The organism is Sphingobacterium sp. UME9, assembly GCF_014170215.1.
Classification (GTDB): Bacteria; Bacteroidota; Bacteroidia; order Sphingobacteriales; family Sphingobacteriaceae; genus Sphingobacterium; species Sphingobacterium paramultivorum.
Window position 1 is genome coordinate 219254 of sequence record NZ_LZZP01000001.1, and the last position, 18202, is coordinate 237455.

At 41.7% G+C, this 18202-nt stretch carries 12 protein-coding genes; 8 read left to right on the forward strand and 4 right to left on the reverse strand.

What is annotated here, in order from left to right; translation table 11 throughout:
* The first annotated feature begins 1 nt into the window (after position 1).
* From A9970_RS00920 to A9970_RS00935, 4 genes are all read left to right on the forward strand, one after another.
* Complete coding sequence (locus A9970_RS00920) at positions 2 to 520, forward strand: DUF2480 family protein (protein ID WP_182980992.1); 519 nt, start codon at positions 2 to 4, stop codon at positions 518 to 520.
* Complete coding sequence (locus A9970_RS00925) at positions 501 to 1055, forward strand: NADPH-dependent FMN reductase (RefSeq protein ID WP_182980993.1); 555 nt, start codon at positions 501 to 503, stop codon at positions 1053 to 1055. The genes A9970_RS00920 and A9970_RS00925 overlap by 20 nt, the downstream gene beginning before the upstream one ends.
* A gap of 354 nt (positions 1056 to 1409) precedes the next feature.
* Complete coding sequence (locus A9970_RS00930; RefSeq protein WP_182980994.1) at positions 1410 to 3377, forward strand: sensor histidine kinase; 1968 nt, start codon at positions 1410 to 1412, stop codon at positions 3375 to 3377.
* 12 nt (positions 3378 to 3389) lie between these two features.
* Positions 3390 to 4016 (forward strand): response regulator transcription factor, encoded by a 627-nt coding sequence (locus A9970_RS00935; protein ID WP_182980995.1) that lies wholly within the window; start codon positions 3390 to 3392, stop codon positions 4014 to 4016.
* A 9-nt stretch (positions 4017 to 4025) separates the two neighbouring features.
* Here A9970_RS00935 and cydB read toward each other — a convergent pair whose 3' ends face one another.
* Together cydB and A9970_RS00945 are read right to left on the reverse strand one after the other, a co-directional pair.
* Positions 4026 to 5102, reverse strand: coding sequence for a cytochrome d ubiquinol oxidase subunit II (gene cydB, locus A9970_RS00940; protein WP_182980996.1), 1077 nt, complete (start codon positions 5100 to 5102; stop codon positions 4026 to 4028).
* A gap of 6 nt (positions 5103 to 5108) precedes the next feature.
* Entirely contained in the window at positions 5109 to 6446 is a 1338-nt protein-coding gene (locus tag A9970_RS00945) for a cytochrome ubiquinol oxidase subunit I (RefSeq protein ID WP_075991874.1), read from the reverse strand.
* Between the two features lie 226 nt (positions 6447 to 6672).
* Here A9970_RS00945 and A9970_RS00950 point away from each other — a divergent pair, with 226 nt between their 5' ends.
* From A9970_RS00950 to A9970_RS00965, 4 genes are all read left to right on the forward strand, one after another.
* On the forward strand, positions 6673 to 7659 hold the full coding sequence (locus A9970_RS00950) for a hypothetical protein (RefSeq protein WP_182980997.1): 987 nt from the start codon (positions 6673 to 6675) through the stop codon (positions 7657 to 7659).
* Positions 7660 to 8097: 438 nt separating this feature from the next.
* A complete protein-coding gene (locus tag A9970_RS00955; protein ID WP_182980998.1) occupies positions 8098 to 11193 on the forward strand; it encodes a TonB-dependent receptor in 3096 nt (1031 codons plus the stop codon).
* Positions 11194 to 11227: 34 nt separating this feature from the next.
* The gene (locus tag A9970_RS00960; protein WP_220801488.1) at positions 11228 to 12838 is read left to right on the forward strand and encodes a RagB/SusD family nutrient uptake outer membrane protein; all 1611 of its coding nucleotides are present in this window, start codon (positions 11228 to 11230) and stop codon (positions 12836 to 12838) included.
* Between the two features lie 73 nt (positions 12839 to 12911).
* On the forward strand, positions 12912 to 14246 hold the full coding sequence (locus tag A9970_RS00965) for a sulfatase-like hydrolase/transferase (RefSeq protein ID WP_236590273.1): 1335 nt from the start codon (positions 12912 to 12914) through the stop codon (positions 14244 to 14246).
* 83 nt (positions 14247 to 14329) lie between these two features.
* Here the strand turns inward: A9970_RS00965 and bglX are convergent, their stop codons facing one another.
* Positions 14330 to 16606: a beta-glucosidase BglX gene (bglX, locus tag A9970_RS00970; RefSeq protein WP_182981000.1), complete on the reverse strand. Its 2277-nt coding sequence runs from the start codon at positions 16604 to 16606 to the stop codon at positions 14330 to 14332.
* A 164-nt stretch (positions 16607 to 16770) separates the two neighbouring features.
* Complete coding sequence (locus A9970_RS00975) at positions 16771 to 18156, reverse strand: glucoamylase family protein (protein ID WP_182981001.1); 1386 nt, start codon at positions 18154 to 18156, stop codon at positions 16771 to 16773.
* Between the last annotated feature and the right edge of the window lie 46 nt (positions 18157 to 18202).

Below are 18202 nucleotides of genomic sequence, written 5' to 3' on the forward strand. Positions count from 1 at the left end.
TATGTTTATCAATAAAGTTGAAAACACGGGTATATTGGCTTTAGATCTAATTGATTTTAAGACCAATCTTGCTATCCTAAGTTTTGACATCAAAACATTGTTGTATCAGGAAGCAATCGTTAAAGAAAAAGAATTCAGAGAAGCTTTGGCGGCGGTGGACTGGTCTGCTTTTCGAAATAAGGCGGTTGCCATTAGCTGTTCTGTGGACGCAATTATCCCGCCTTGGGTCTATATGGCCCTGGCGGAAAAACTTCATCCTGTTGCAGCGTATTACGATTTTAAGGCGATGGAGGATTTGGAAATAGACCTATGGATGCAGGCTTTGCAAGCGATGGATTTGTCGAATTTTCAGCAGCAAAAAGTTGTCATACGGGCCCGTCCTAATATTCCGGCGTCACTTTATATGTTAGCGACAGAACGTTTGATTCCTATTGTCCAGACGTTAATGTATGGTGAGGTTGGTATGCCAAAAGTTATTTTTAAAAAAAAGGGAAAGTATAATGAAAGCATTAATATTTAATGGCGCCTTGGAAAGAAGGCAAGAATCTACATCGGGAAAATTGTCACACTATTTTTCCGACCAACTGAACCAAAAGGGCGTTGAAAATACTATTTTTAATTTGGCTGATAGCGGAATACCCTTATTTGATTTGAGTCTCAATCGGGTGCCCAATGCGGTCAAGATTATGAATAACTTATTTCTTGAGGCAGATATACATTTTTGGTTGTCTCCGCTTTATCATGGAAGTATTCCCGGTGTCATGAAAAACTGTTTGGATTGGCTTGAAGTCAGTGCTAAAAATAAACCGGCTTACCTGACGGATAAACATATCGGACTGGTTTGTTGGGCCGATGGTGTGCATGCACTACAGGGCATTAATGCAATGGATGCTATCGCGAAGTCGCTCCGCGCCTGGACATTGCCCTTTAGTGTGCCCATCATGAAATCTGCGCTTTTTGAGTCCGACAATCCAAATGTGCTGTCTTCGGCTTACCAGTGTAAGCTGGACTTGCTGATCGATATAGCGACGAAAAAGAGTAGTGAATCTCGTTAATAAAAAGGCCTCTCGGTAATTCGAGAGGCTTTTTTATCAACGAGAGATGTTTTAGCCTATATTTAAATAGATTAGCCAAACCCTATATGGAAAATTAATTTCAAAAAAGTAGAAGAATATCTTTAGCAATTCATCGCGGAGATATATCTTTGTTTTTTGGACCCGCCATTTGATTATGCGGTTTTCCGATCTATATTTTCTATTGTCGAATTTGAAGAAGCCTCATCGACGGCAAATTTAGAGGTAGAGAGAAGTCTTTAACCACCATAAGACGTTCTTATTACATATTATGAAACCATTGGCTGAAAAGGCCCCATTTAGTTTAATTGTTTAAATGATTAAGATATTGGATTAATGATGTTTCAGTTGAGAGAGTTAACGAAGATAATTGCCTTTTTTATAGTATACTTTACTGTACATGCTGTAGCTGCACAGAGTTTTTTGCCATTGGATGAAAATAAATATCGATCTGACGCGGAAAAATTATTGCTGTCGAGTTCGGGGGACAGTGTGAAAGCAATGCAGCATTTTTATGTGGCAGATTACTATAGATTTAGAGATACGACCAAATTTTGGGATCATATGCAACAGGGGGAGCGGTTAGCCAAACCGTTCCGGAGCTTACAGGCGATGGGGGCACTTTACAAAAGCTTTTATTACGGGCAATTTCTGGATAGTAAAAATGCAGGAGTTGAAGCCCAACGATGTGTAGACCTCCTTGGAAATGCACAAAAGCCTTTTCAGCAGGGGCTTTTGGCCAAAGCTTGGTATAATTTGGGCTTAATTCGATTTCCTAAAAAAGGATTTGCTGATTTTCTGGATATCCTTAACGGGAAGTGTTTGCCTTATGCGAAGGCACATGATCCCATCATGGAAGGTAGTATAAATACGATGATCGGCATGACGTTTATGTCGTCCAATCAGCTTGCAAAGGCTGATGAATACCATCAATTGGCCATAAAACAGCTCGAGCAGCAACCGCCGAGTGCTGCACTTGTGGTGGCTTATCTCAATACAGTCAGTAATTATTGTTATCAGGTGAAATCCAAAGAAGCAAGAGTACTGTTGGATAAAGTCAAACAGCTCCTGAACGATTACCCGAATTCTTCTCAATTACCCAACTACTATTACAATGAAGCGCTTTATTTTACCACAAAGCAACAAACTGACGAAGCCCTTCGCCTGTTGGATATCGGTTTGGATTGGTCGGTGAAAATGAACAATTGGAAATTATTTCAGATGATGCGGTTCAGAAAGTTTAATGTATATCTCTTGCAGAAAAAGTATGCTGATGCTAAACTGCAGTTGGAGGAAATCGTGAAAAATGGATTATTAACGCGAGATCTCTACAACAGTAAAATTGTGTACAGTCAACTGGCTGGTGTGAATGAGCTTATGGGGAATTATCAGGATGCGCTGAAGATGTCCAATATGGCAAATAAACTATCCGATAGCATTCAGAAGGTCCAATTGCTGGAAAAAATGAATGAGATGGAGACGAAATATAAGACCGTTGAAAAAGAAAAAGAAATTTTGAATCTACGCGCAGAAAAGGACCGTAACCAATTTCGGATTTTTCTCGTTTTGGGTATTGCCGTTTTGCTTTTTTGTATTGTGCTTTTTGTTGCTTTTTTCTATCGAAAACAACGGAAGCTCAATACACAGATTCAGCTCAACCACGAAATCGTGTTGGACAAATTGGAAAAGGAAAAACAGCTGCAAATTTCGGAATCTATGCTCAGAGGGGAGCAGCAGGAGCGTCAGCGTATAGCCCAAGATCTGCATGATAGCATAGGTGGTATGTTAACAGGTTTAAAATTTAAGATTGCCGGCGATGTAGCAAAGGGTACACTTTTGACTGATGAAGTCCCGCAGAAGTTGAACGACATCTTAGGCGAAGTAAGGCGGATATCCCATAATCTAATGCCCGAATCGTTGCGTCAGTTTGGATTGATAGCAGCATTGGAGCAATTGTGTATGGCAATGAAAAATAGTGATGTTTCGATCCAATTTGAAAACTATGAACCTGAATTGAATGTGGATTTTCAAAAAGGATTGGCCATATATCGAATTGTTCAAGAGGCTATTTCAAATGCATTAAAGTATGCAAACGCAGATGCAATTATCGTTCAGGTAAGTAAATCGGACGAAGTACTGCATATCCTCGTAGAGGATAATGGCAAAGGCTTTGATTCTGCTGTGTTAAATTATGGATTGGGTTTAAATAATATGGTCAATAGAGTGAAATGGATCAATGGATCAATTGATATTCAGAGTAAGCTTGGAACTGGAACTCAAATCGAAATTGGTGTAACTGTTTAAATAGGCTGAGTCATGAAGATAATTGCAGTGTTAGACGATCATCCTTTATTGTTGGAAGGTGTCGCCTCTTTTCTCAATAATCAGGATGGGTATCTTGTATATCCCTTTTTGGAAGAGATTACGTTAATTGAATTTTTAAAGGTCACGAAAGCGGATCTCATACTTATGGATATGCAACTGTTGCAGACAAATGGAGTAGATGTCTGTACTCAGGTGAGGAAACTGTTTCCTATGATTCCTATTGTTGCATTGAGCAATTTGGCCGATGGTAACCTTATTTTTCAGTTTATGCAGGCTGGTGGAAATGGCTATATCTTAAAGGATGTTAGCAACGATGAATTCTTGGGCTGCGTACAGCTCGGATTGGACGGCAAAGAAGCAATTTGTGACCGGGCAAAAGAACTTTATCGCGGTGCAATTTCTACGATCGGCAATCTACCCAGGCTTACACAGCGTGAAAAAGAGATTTTGACTTTGATCTCCAATGGACTTACCACCAACCAGATTGCCGAGCAGTTATTTTTAAGTCCAGTTACTGTTGAAACGCATCGGCGCAATCTCCTGACTAAATTTAAAGTTAAAAATATGATTGAACTTGTACAGCTTGCGATGAAACATAAGTTGTTGGGACTCGAATAGAGACCGCTCTTAGTGTTCACCGTAACCGACGTCATCAAGCTTACCTTTGAAGACCCTAAACTGGATAATAAAATATGCAACCACCAGAATTGCTGCAAACATAAACCAGCCTAACCCTACTGAAAGACCATATTCATGTGCAGCAGCATTTTGAATCGTCAAGGAAGGATTTACGTCATTCGTTGAAGGTAATAATATAGGGAACATGGAAGCAACGGTGGTGGCAAAGCTCCCCAGTATAAACAGGGATGAAAATAGGAAGCCAATACCATCTTTCTTAAAGGTCTTGATCCAAAATTGCCCAAGTAATCCAACGGCTGCAATCAAAGGGAATATCCACAGCCAATAATGATTTTGAAGATTGTTTAAGGAGATGGGTTTCACATAATGCCATACATAGGCCGATAGTAGGACGAGAATAAGCAAGACAAAGTTGAGTTTAAAAACAATATTCTTTAATCTAGTATTTAGTGTGCTGGATGTTTTCAGAATGACCCAGCCTGCACCGTGGATTGTTAATGTAACGACGGCAACTAAACCTAATATGATGGTGAACCAGTCTATAATGCCTTGATGTTGGGCTAATGGGTCAAATGTCGGGTTCCAAAGTGCTAAGAAGAAATAATGTGGCTCTTGGGTCGATACACCATTTTCTACCATACCTAGGTTTACTCCGCGAACGACATTACCCAATGCGGCACCGAAGAAAAGTGCCAGCAACAAGCTTGCTAGGCCGAAAGCTTTATCCCATAAAGCCTCCCAAAGACGATGGTGAACCTGCCCCCTGAGTTCAAGACTTATCGCTCTAAAAATAAGCAACCATAATACAAGCATGAGCGGCAAGTAAAATCCACTGAAAGAGGAGGCATAAAGTGTTGGGAAAGCAAAGAATAGGACACCGCCCGAAGCGATGAGCCATACTTCATTGGCATCCCAAAACGGCCCAATCGCGTTAGTAACAGCTTTTTTCTCCTGTTCGGTTTTAGCAAAGAATAGATGGACAATTCCCGCTCCAAAATCGTACCCATCGAGTACGATATAAATTCCCAGCATGAAAGTTAATACGATAAACCAGAATATTTCCATAGCTAATTAGGTTAATGCAACTGTCGTTTCAGGACCTTTTCTAATGATCTTCAAGACTAACATCAGAAATAACAAACCCAAAAGAATGTATAAACCGACGAAGCCGAGGAAGGTAAATAATGTATTTCCAGAAGATACGGTAGGGGATACACCGTCTACCATGCGCATGAGATTATAAACTAGCCAAGGTTGTCGTCCCAGTTCCGCCGTATACCAGCCTGCAGTGTTCGCGATGTAGGGGAAAGGAATCATAAACATAATGATCCATAACAACCATTTCGTTTGATACAACCTGTTTCGCCAAAGCAGTAGCGCTCCAAGGACCATAATGCCAATGAATATGGTACCCAAACCTACCATGATGTGATAACTGTAATACAGTCCGGGCACGTTCGTTGGATGTAAAGATTGGTCAAATTCATTTAATCCTTTAATTTCTGCATCCCAACGCTGGTAAGTAAGGAAGCTCAATACATTCGGTACGGCTATCTTATTGTCCAATTTTTTGTTTTCCATGTCCGGTTGACCGATCAGAATAATCTCTGATCCGCCTTTCTCAGTTTTGAAAATTCCCTCCATGCCAGCAAAGGCTGCGGGCTGATATTTGACTACGTTTTTGGCTGCAAGATCTCCTGTAGGAAACGCCAGCATAACGGAGGAAATAGCGCCAAAAATAACACCGCTTTTAACGAATATCTTTCCAAATTTACTATGCCTGTCACTTAACAGATAGAAGGCTCCAATAGAAGCAACGAAAAACGAGCTGGTCACCAATGAAGCGGCTTGATTATGTAGATAAGATGGCCATAACCATGGATTACTGAATAATGCACTAAAATTGTTCAGTACAAATTTGCCATTTTCGAGAATCTCATACCCAACAGGATGCTGCATCCAGGAATGCGTGGCGATAATCAGGAAACCACTGGCCCAAGATCCAATAAAGACCATGAGTCCGGATAAAAAATGGAGCTTATGCCCCAGCAACTTTTCTCCAAAAAGAAACATCCCTAGAAATGAAGATTCCAGGAAAAAGGAAAACATACCTTCCATGGCTAAGGTCTGTCCGATAATACCACCGGTAAGTTCAGAAAATTTGGCCCAGTTGGTACCAAACTGAAATTCCATGGGAATGCCTGTTACAACGCCCATGGTGAAATTTAGCGCAAAGATTTTCATCCAAAACTTGGAAGCATGGTTGTAGTCTTCATTTTTTGTTTGCAGAAATTTCCATTTGAAATAGACGATCATTAAGGATAAACCCATGGTCAATTGAGGGAATAAATAATGGAATGTAATTGTAAATGCGAACTGAAGTCGATTATAGAGAATCATATCTTCCATGTAGCCGAAGTTTTGGTTAAAAGACAGTTAAATATAGCCATTTTATTTGCGTATATATCCATGAAACTGTTTTATTTTTTGATAAAATAACTGGTTTTTTATTGTTTTCTGTCTTAAGTGTAAAATCTGAAAATCAACACAAGGCATCCACCGCTGTAATCTCTTTTTTATCTTATCTTCGTCCGAATTTAAGATAATGACGGAAGGGTAGAAGAGCATTAGGGAAATGAAAAAAGTGCTAATTTTGATGGGTGTTTTATTGATCCCCATACTTTTTATTATACTGAATAATACGGGGCGGGGAACTGTCGCTAAAGATAATATTGTGTTTCGGGATAAATTATCTGATTACAATTTATTCAAGGGCAAAATTGGCGATCTCGTTCCAAATGACCAGGGGGTTTCTTATGAATTAGCTTCGGCCTTATTTACAGACTATACCGATAAAAAGCGTGTCATCTTTCTTCCTAAGGGAGGAAAAATGATCGCCTCAGACGATGGTTTGCCCAGCTTCCCCGATGGTACCATCATTGCCAAAACTTTTTTTTATCCCCCGAGAGATGCGGTAGGCGATTCGAGACAGCGGCTGCTTGAAACGCGGCTTTTGATTCATAAAGACGGACAGTGGAACGCAGCTACCTATCAATGGAATGCGGCCCAAGATGAAGCTTTTCTGTTGATGGACAGTGCTTCCGTGCATGTCTCATTTTTGGACAACAAAGGTGTCGAGCGACAAACAAATTATATTATTCCTTCACGAAAGGATTGTATGGCATGCCATCGACAAGGAAATCAGCTGCTCCCGATAGGTCCGAAGATCAGAAATCTAAACCGGATAATCGTTCACGATCGTGACAGCATCCAACAACTGGTCCGGTTGACCCAGATGGAAGCGCTCGATCTGAAATCGTTGAAAGTTTCCAATAGTTTACCTGGTTATGAAGATATTGGTCAATCGACTGCAAATCGTGCCCGAGCTTATCTGGAGATCAATTGCGCCCATTGTCATAACCCTAAAGGAACCGCTTATATGACCATGTTGGATCTGAGGTATGAAAGTCCGTTGGATGAAACTGGAATTTGGTTGAAACAAGCTAAGATTATTGGACGGATGTCTACATTGGGAGAGATGCATATGCCTCAAAAGGGAACTACTGTACTTCATGAGGAAGGAATACTGTTGATTAAAACCTATCTAAAAACACTAAAATAGAAGCTTCTTACTTATCCCTAATCAACAATCTTTTAAGCCTACTAGCTCGCATTTATAGCCTCGCTGCATATCCTATTTATTTCTTTTAATAAAATCTATAGAATTAGTAGATTATATTGAAATTACTTCTATATTTGTGAGAAGATAACAGGTCGCGGTTGAAAACATGTATTACTTTTCAGCGTGGCGAATTAACACATTATTATGGAACATATCAATATTAGTAAAAGCACATTTTTCGTAAGTATTACTGTAAAGTCTTTGAAGGCTAAATCCCCTTATGTAAGAAAGATGCGAATGTGCATATAGGATAATTTCCCTTATCTTTTCTCAAACTGACAGCAGGGGAAGCGCTCGCTTCCCCCCATGTCTTCAAAATAAAAACAAGTTCTCGATTGGCGTTGGCACTTGTTCGTATTCACCATTAACACTTTATCTATGAAAAATCTTAGGGTACTCCGGTATTCTACCTTGTCGCTATGTTTACTATTATCTGGCGTTGGGCATCAGGTATATGCGCAAACAGATGTTAGACCGATTATCAATGCATCCTTATCAGGATATGTATATGATAGCCAGCTTAAACAACCTCTTGAAGGCGTAACCATTCAACTCGAAGCCGTAACTCACGTTGTTACAACAGATCAAAAAGGTTTTTTTCAAATTGTAACGGGACAGAAATTACCCTTTTCCATTACACTCTCGCGCATTGGTTACAAAAAAAAGACCGTGTTAGTTTCCGAATCTCCCACGAAAATTGAATTGGATCCGGTTACACAGGACCTTGATGAAGTGATCGTTGTTGGCTATGGAACACAGAAAAAAATCTCGTTGACTAATTCAATCGCCAGTATTGATGGCGATAAACTGACGAAAAGACCGGTTTCTAATACCCAGCAAGCTTTACAGGGCCTATTGCCGGGGGTAACTGTACAAGACCTTGGTGGAAAACCAGGACAATCAGCTGCCAATATTCGAATCAGAGGATTGACTACATTTAATACCAATTCGAGCAGCACCAGTGGCTATGATCTCAGCAAGAATAATGCTTTGGTCATCGTGGATGGAATCGAACAACCCTGGTCCAAGTTAAACCCCAATGATATCGCCTCAATTTCAGTCCTGAAGGATGCGGCTTCCACGGCGATATATGGATCACGCGCGACCAACGGTGTAATTATTGTAACCACCAAAAGTGCAAAATCTGGACATGTTGTGATTGATTATAATGGCTATTACGCTTTACAGAAATCAATTAATAAGCCCAAGCAAATGGATGCCGTATCCTACCTCCAACTGCAACAGGACGCCTACCGTAATGCGGGACTGGCGGTGCCAGCGCGATTTGGCGACGAATCCATTACGGCTTACCAAACAGCAACTGATCGTGAAAAATATCCTTTACCGAATACCTGGTTTGACACGCTGTTGAAAACAGCTCCTCAACAAGACCATGCCTTGTCATTCGCTGGTGGAAATGAGATCCTGCGCTCTAGATTGGCGGTTCGTTATAACAAGCAGGATGGTATTATTGAGCATTATGGTGCTGAATTGGCGGATATCCGGCTAAACAACGATTACAAAGCAACCTCTTGGCTTAATTTTACGGGAAGTATAAACTACCGATATAGCAAAGCCGCCGAGCCCGGACGTGATCCGATCAATAACTTTCTCCATGGCTCGATGTGGGTGGTGCCTAAATATGATGATGGTACCTACGGATTAAGTACACAAGGAAATAATCCTTTAATGTTGATTGAAAAAAGTGGTTTTAAAAAGGTAAATGAAAACTACCTAAGCTCCATCGTTAAAACCGACATTCAATTAGTGAAAAATTTGTTGTTTACTTCCCAATTTGGTGTTAGGGTAAACCTCAATAACAGCAAAACCTTTTTGAACGCTTTTGACAATAAAGACCGAAATACGGGGATAGTAAAGAGCTTTCCGATCAATTCGTTAACCGAAATTCGTGATAATAGCAGCGAGTATACATGGAACAACCTGTTGACCTATCAGTTGACAGCTGGGTCAAATCATATCAAGGCATTAGCTGGGTATTCACAGATTCATAATTACCAAAATTATCTTACAGCCTATCGCGAACGATTCTACAACAACGACATTACCTCTATTGGACAGGGCGCTGACGACGCTACAAAAAATAATAGCGGCTATGATGTGCAGTATGGCTTGCGCTCTTTTTTTGGTCGGGTAAACTACGATTGGAAGGGCAAATACCTGCTTGAAGTGAATGGCCGCTATGATGGTTCATCCCGTTTTACGGGAGACAAACAATATGGTTTTTTCCCTTCGGCATCAGCGGGATGGCTACTATCCAAGGAAGGTTTTTGGGAACCTATCCGAAATTGGTTGAACGAATTCAAGTTGCGTGCTTCCTGGGGAAAGACGGGAAACCAATCTGTCGACTTGTATAGTTATTATTCGGCCTTGATCGCTGCAGGATATGATTTTGGGGGTAAATCTGTGCAGGGGTATCGGCTGGACAGTTATGCCAATCAGCAATTGGGTTGGGAGTCTACGACACAGTATGACTTGGGTTTGGATGCCGCTTTCCTAAACAATCGCTTGACGTTTACCTTGGATTATTATAACAAGGTTACCGACGATATTTTATTGAATCTGGATATTCCCGCCGTTTTGGGATTAAAACCTTCGCCCCAAAATGCTGGAACGGTACTGAATCGCGGCTGGGAATTCAGTGCAAATTATCAGCGAAGACCCAATGCTCCTGGGGCTTTTGCGTACCAGCTGAATGCAAATTTTAGTATCAACCATAATGAAGTAACAGATCTAAAAGGTACAGGACCCTATATCGCAGGGTCGGATATCGACCCAAGGTATATTATTGCGAAAGGGCTCCCTATCAATACCCTTTGGGGATATAAGACCGATGGTATCTTCCAGTCTGCGGAGGAAATTAAAGCTTATGGTGCTACGTATGCCACCAATACGAAGCCCGGAGATGTGAAATATGTGGATTTGAATGGCGACGGTATAATCAATGCAAATGACATGGCCGCCATCGGAAATTCCTTTCCCAAATATACCTTCGGAATTAATGGGAGTTTCAGTTTTAAAAATTTTGATCTTGATCTCCTTTTTCAAGGAGCAGCGAAAGTCGATACGCGATTGTCAGGTGCTTTGGCGGAGATGGGAAATCAGGAAGGGTTTACACATGAAATATTTACAGGCAATTATTGGACACCGACACATACCGATGCACGCTTTCCGCGCGTGGTCAAATATGATTTGCGCAATGTCGCAACGTCGGACCGTTTAGTGGTCAATGGTTCTTATCTGCGTTTGAAAAATATACAGGTTGGGTATACAATACCCCTAAATGCAATCGGAAAGACAGCAATCAACAAACTACGGGTATACCTATCCGCGACAAATTTATGGACAATTTCAAAATTGAACGAATGGAATTTGGATCCCGAAGCGGAATCTGGACGGGCAGTATATTATCCGCAAACTGGAATTTATACACTGGGAGTGAATTTGACCCTGTAGTGTGATTGTTACTATACTATTTAATTGAGAACTCATGAATTTTTACAAATATCTATATCAAAAAGGAAACTGGATTTTCAGTTTCGGACTGTTTTCGCTTATGCTGATTGGCTGCGATAAGAATCTGTTGGATGCCGTACCAACTGACCGTCTGTCAGAAAATATATTTTGGAAGAGCCAAGCCGATGCGGAGCTTGCTGTAAATGCGCTCTACAATGATCTTGATGGAGCGGAAATCTTCTATTCAGATGCATTGACGGACATAGCGCATGTCAATCAGCCTTTCGCTGTGGATGCGTATATCGAGCTTGGTACTTATGACGCTTCAAGCTCCCGATTGTACAATACCTGGAGTAGCGCCTATAAAGGAATCGGGGCGGCCAATTACTTTTTAGCGAATGTTGGTAAAATCGAGGGCAGCCGGGATGAAGCACTAATCGCCAGATTTATCGGCGAAGCTCGTGTGTTAAGAGCCTATCAATATATCAAATTGGCCTATTTATTTGGCGGGGTACCTTTGGTAAAAGCCCCGCTGACCTTGGAAGAGGGAAGGGCGGTACAACGCGCTGACCTTAAAGAAATTTACGATTTTATTGACACCGAATTGGAACTGGCCGCGGCAAGTTTGCCTGAAAGCTACTCCAGTAACGATATCGGGCGCATAACCCGTTGGGCCGCATTGGGCCTGAAAGCACGGTCAGATTTATATGCAGGACGATTTGCAGCAGCAGCAAAAGACGCAAAAACAATTATCGATAGCAAACGATTCGAGCTTTACCCCCTGTATGCAAATCTGTTTACGTATGCGGCTGAAAATAACAAAGAGGTGCTGTTGGATAAGCAATTTCTGGAAAATATATACACGCAAAGTGTTTTTAACCTCTTAGCCCCCTATAGCCAGCAAAATGGGCAGAGTACCTATGTGCCTACCAAAGCCTTGACAGATAGTTACGAGACTTCCAGTGGGTTGGTAATTACAGATGCCAATAGTGGTTACGATCCCAAAAATCCCTCTAAAAATCGCGACCCGCGACTTGCTTTTTCCATTTTTTTGGATGGCGATCCGCTTCCCAATGGAGCTATTTTTCATCCGGCACCCAATAGTGGGACTGCTGATGCTGTGGGGAGTACCTATATTGCTTCCACAACAGGTTTCAATATAAAGAAATATATCGATAAAAAGGATTTGGCAAACCCCTCAAAAAGTGGGTTGAATATCATGCTACTGCGTTATGCCGAGATATTATTGACCTATGCGGAAGCAAAGATTGAGCTTGGCGAAATTGATGGCAGTGTTTACGATGCCATCAACCAAATTAGAAATTCACGCACTGATGTAAAACTTCCTATAATAAGTAATCAAGTAAATCAAGAGCAACTCCGCCAGTTGGTTCGTCGCGAGCGTACGGTTGAACTGGCATTTGAGGGATTGCATCTCGCGGATATAAGACGATGGAAAACGGCCGAAAAGGTTGTTCCTGGTAAAGTGTATGGCATCACGTATCAAAATAATAACGGAGAGGCAGTTGTCGTTGAAGCAGCCTCCGAAAGCCGTGTTTTTGATTCTAAAAAGCATTATCTCTGGCCCATTCCACAACGGGAAATTAACCTCAATCCGAATCTAAAACAGAATCCAAATTGGTAAAAATTGTTATCTTGTGGCACGAATCCAATTAACTCATGCAAATATGATGCGATACACTAAACTTATGACCTCTATGGCTTTATTTTTACTGGTGGCTTTTGCCAATGCCCAGCAAAAAAAGCCTAATATTATCTTGATTCTGACCGATGATCTTGGTTATAGCGACATTGGTTGTTATGGAAGTCCGAATATCTCAACCCCTTTTTTGGATTCGATCGCCAGTAAGGGCGTGAGAGCAACAAACTTTATGGTTTCTACGCCCTCCTGTACACCGTCAAGAGCTTCTTTATTAACCGGAAGATATGCTTCCCGTTATAATCTTCCCGCACCGATCGGTCCGGGCTCCAATTTAGGCTTGCCTGATGACGAGGAAACGATTGCTGAATTATTAAAAAAGGTAGGCTATAGAACTGCGTTAATTGGGAAGTGGCATTTAGGGGATAAACAGACTTACCATCATCCTAATCAGCAAGGTTTCGATTCTTTTTATGGCATGCTGTATAGCCACGACTACCGCGATCCTTATGTAAAGACAGACTCTGTCATTAAAATCTTCAGGAATCGGAAACCCGAAGTCGTTGCGCCCGATGATTCGGACCTGAGCTCACTTTATCACAAAGAAACAGTGAAGTTTATAGAAGATCAAGATAAAGATCATCCATTCTTTTTATACTATGCACATAATTTTCCGCATCTCCCTTTGGCGTTTGCGAATAAAAAGAACCGATTTGCAGATCAGCAAAATGCAGGCCCTCTTGGTGCGGTGATGCAAGAGCTGGATCATAATTTTTCGGAGCTCTGGAAAACGGTTGAACGAAAAGGCCTCGCCGATAACACCATTTTGATTTTTTCAAGTGATAATGGCCCTTGGATATCCTATCCATCGCGGATGTCTGACGATCATGCTACAAAAAATTGGCATGTGGGTACCGCAGGTGTCTTCAAAGGCTCGAAAGCCGAAACAACAGAAGGTGGTGTCCGTGTGCCTTTCATTGTATATGGCAAAGGCTATGCGCAAGAAGGGAAAGTTATTCGGCAGGCGATAAGTAACTTGGATGTGTTGCCTACTATCGCCAAATGGACTGGTGCATCATTACCGAAGAAATCCATTGATGGCCAAGCTATCGATTCTTTGTTGAATGGTAAATCGGAAGATTTAAAAACAGCACACAGACCGATATTTTTAGTGAATTATGGACATGTTGAGGCTGTTCGGTCAGGTGACTGGAAGTATCGGCGGATAGCAGCCGGAGTCAATCAAATTTCGGGCAAACCCTATGATGCTATTGAAGAATTACATAACATTGCCTGGGATCCGAGTGAAAGAACAAATATTTTAAAGGATTATCCCGAAAAAGCGGCGGAATTGCGTGTATTATTTGAAAGCTTTGATGGGAATATGAAATAGGTAGACATAACGACAGCCTAACATAAACAAGGCGGCCCTTAGGAAATAAGGGCCGCCTTGTTTTTTATACAGATGCAATAGATTTAAAGCAATTCAAATTCTTTTTCTTTTACATCGCGACTGTTCGAACCGATATAGACTTTGAAATTCCCTGGTTCAGCAACATAATTGAGGTTGTTGTCGAAGAATTTAAGATCGTCTACTTTGATATTAAAGTTTACGGTTTTTTGTTCGCCTTTTTTGAGGAATATTTTTTGAAATCCTTTTAATTCTTTTACGGGGCGAGTGACAGAGCCAACTAAGTCCTGGATATAGAGTTGCACCGTTTCTTCCGCATCATAATTTCCGGTATTATTGATGTCGATACTTGCTTGAAGAGTGCCTTTTTCATCGATTGTGTTGCGGCTAAGACGGATGTCACTATAGGTAAAAGTTGTATAACTTAATCCATAACCAAAAGGGTAGAGCGGGGAATTGCTTACATCCAGGTAATTTGATTTGAATTTTTCAAAATCACCCGAGTTTCCATAAGGTCTGCCGGTATTTTTGTGTGCATAATAGATCGGAATCTGACCGACATTGCGTGGGAAGGTGGCCGTAATCTTTCCTGAAGGAACGACATCCCCAAATAAAACATCGGCTACTGCTTTTCCTGTTTCCGTTCCACCAAACCAAACGTTTAATATTGCTGGCACGTGAGCATCTTCCCAGGTAAGGGTTAACGGTCTACCTGTAAACAATACCAGTACAACGGGTTTTCCTGTTGCTAATAGTGCTTTTAACAGATTTTGTTGATTTTTCGGAATATCCAGTTCTGAGCGACTTGAGCTTTCACCTGACATTTCAGACGCTTCACCAAGCGCGGCCACAACGACGTCGGATTGTTGGGCAACTTTCAGTGCATCTGCAATGATCTCTTCTTCTTTTCGGGAATCGCGTGCGATGGTACGGCCAAACATGGTTGCGTGGTTTTGGTAAATAGGATCTTCCAACAGATTACTTCCGAGATGGGTGAGTATATTTACTTTATTGCCTAACACGGCTTTCATTCCCTCAACTAAAGAGGCTGTTTTGTCCAATTCAGCACTGACACTCCAGGTTCCGGGCATATTTGGACCTGAATTGGCTAATGGGCCAATGACAGCAACTGTTCCTGTTTTTTTTAATGGAAGCACTTGGTTTTCGTTTTTCAACAAAACAAATGACTTTGCTGCAATTTCTCTGGCTTTGGCATGATTGGCAGCCGATCCGATCACAGTTTTTGCACGTTTTTCGTCACAATAGCGATAAGGGTCATCAAATAAGCCTAATTTATACTTGGCTTCCAAAACAAAACGGCAAGCCCTGTCAATATCTGCAATCTTGACTTTTCCAGCATCCAGAGATTTTTTTAGTGTCGTCAGAAATCCTTCACCGACCATATCCATATCAACGCCAGCATTCAGGCTTAAGGCAGAGACCTGCTGGAGATCACCGAGGCCGTGTGCCGTTAATTCGTTTACAGCAGTGTAATCGGTTACGACCAATCCTTTAAAGCCCCATTGCTTGCGTAAGACATCAGTCATTAACCATTTGTTTGCCGAGGCAGGGACACCATTGATATCGTTAAAGGAGGTCATGATACTTCCTGCACCGGCATCTAATGCCGCTTTGTAAGGCGGTAAATATTCATTGTACATGCGGTGGAGGCTCATATCTGTGCTATTGTAGTCACGGCCACCTTCAGCGGCACCATATAAGGCAAAATGTTTAACACAGGCCATCATGGTGTTGTGTGCTGCCAGGTTATCACCTTGGAAGCCATGGACGATGGCTTTGGCTACCCGAGAGCTTAGATAGGTGTCTTCACCTGCACCTTCGGAAATACGGCCCCAGCGTGGATCGCGCGAGATATCTACCATGGGCGAAAATGCCCAATTAATTCCATCGGCGGTCGCTTCTTCGGCTGCTATACGTGCAGATTGTTGAATCAAGTTCATGTCCCAGGTAGCGGCAAGACCTAAAGGAATTGGGAACACCGTACGATACCCGTGAATAACATCCATCCCAAAAATGATGGGTATTTTTAACCGGGATTGTTTGATCGCTATTTCCTGTGTTTTGCGGATTTTCGCTGGTGTACTCATGCTGAAAATCCCACCGATTTGACCATTTTTAATTTTCGCTTCTACACCGGTGGATACCGTGGTTCCGGTTGTCGCTTCACCACCGGTTACCAAGTTAAGTTGTCCAATCTTTTCGTCGACAGTCATCTTAGCCATAAGCTGATCAATGAACGTGTCCATTTTCTGATTGGATTGCGCTGGACTTGTATGCCAGGCGAGCAATGCAAGAAGGAAAGTACCTACTACTTTTTTCATCGTATTATTTTTTTGTGCGCATGGATTTTGCTTCCCTCGCTACATGGTAAGTTTATGTAAAGCGCTCAAGATGATTCTTGAAGCTCTTTGATGGGATGTCCTGTTGTTTTCGTGGAAGGAACCATTCTCAACGTGTGACGGATTGAAAATGATTCCACAGACCACTATTTTAAATAAGGACTTGTAAAACCGAGTTTTTTTAGTCCTTGTTGAATTTCTGGGGCCTGCATAAATAGCTCCCAGATTTTACCTGTTCTGTAGTTTTCGATCATGACAATAATAGGCCCCTGATCGATGGCTAAATAACGTTGTGGATACCAATTTGCCGTTTCACTGTAGGCATCATAGTAGCCATATTTACCCCAGATTTTATTGCCGAGTTGTTTGTCTAGGTATTGTGCAAACTGAATGCTTTCATGCGGTGTGTAAGGCATGGATGACAAAGCTGCTGTCGGCGAGATCACGCCAGGGTCGTTGTCTGGGTGATGTGCATCGTAGCCGTTGATGGAATAGCTGGCCGTCCAGCCCCAGCCTTTATCCGAACCGTAACCTTTATAGCCTTTTGGGTTTAGATCTGCATAAGCCAAATTTATCTTAGCATGGTTGCTTGTCGCTTCCCAATAATCTGCATATTGGTCTTTTAATCCTTTGGGACTCAATCCTAAATAGGAGTAATGTTCCCAGAATAACGGACCCACTTCACCTTCTTTGGCATTGTGCTTCAGCACGAGCGGAATATCGTATTTTTTAGCGGAGCTTTTAATTGCACCAGATCTTGCCCAACCCTCATGATACACTTGGGGTGCAATAGGGTAAGTAGGAGAGGAGGCTGCTAAAATATAGGTAATCAGACATTCGTCGTATCCTCTGACGGGATGATTTTGTTGAAAGTTAAATTTAGGACTCCAATGCCAATAGATAACATTTTGCCCATTTGTATAATGATTCCAATTGATTTCTTTCCATAGTTTATCTGCTTTTTTGGCAACTAGTTGGGCAGAATCACCTTTATCTTTTAGATATTCCCGAATGGCGATTAGGCCTTGGGCTAAGAATGCAGTTTCAACAATGTCACCGCCATTATCTTTTTCACTGAAGGGTTTCGCTGTACCCAGTTCTCCATCGTACCAGTGTGCCCAGGCTCCTTTAAACCGTTCGATTTTGCCTAGATAATCCATGATGTGATCCAGCTTTTGAACGCCTTGATCCTGGCTGATAAACCCGCGTTCCATCGCCACAATTATACCCATGAGTCCGAAGCCACTACCACCTATGGTCACGACATTACGGTCATTTTGAGGGTAAACACCATCCATATGGATGCGTTCCCTGGCGAGACCGGAAGTAGGTTCGGCACCTTCCCAAAAATATTGAAATGTATGTTGCTGAATAGTTGTTAATAGCGAATCTTCATTGATCTTGCTTCCGCTGGTTGAATCAATCTTTGAGGGACTGTCTGGACTGCTATTAGTAGCGTTTTGGCACGAAATGCTGAGAATAAGCGCCAAAGCTATACCGCTAAGTGCTGGATATGCTATTCGTTTTCTCATGGATATATTGTTTAATTCTTGAAAAAATGTTCAAACGACCTATGGT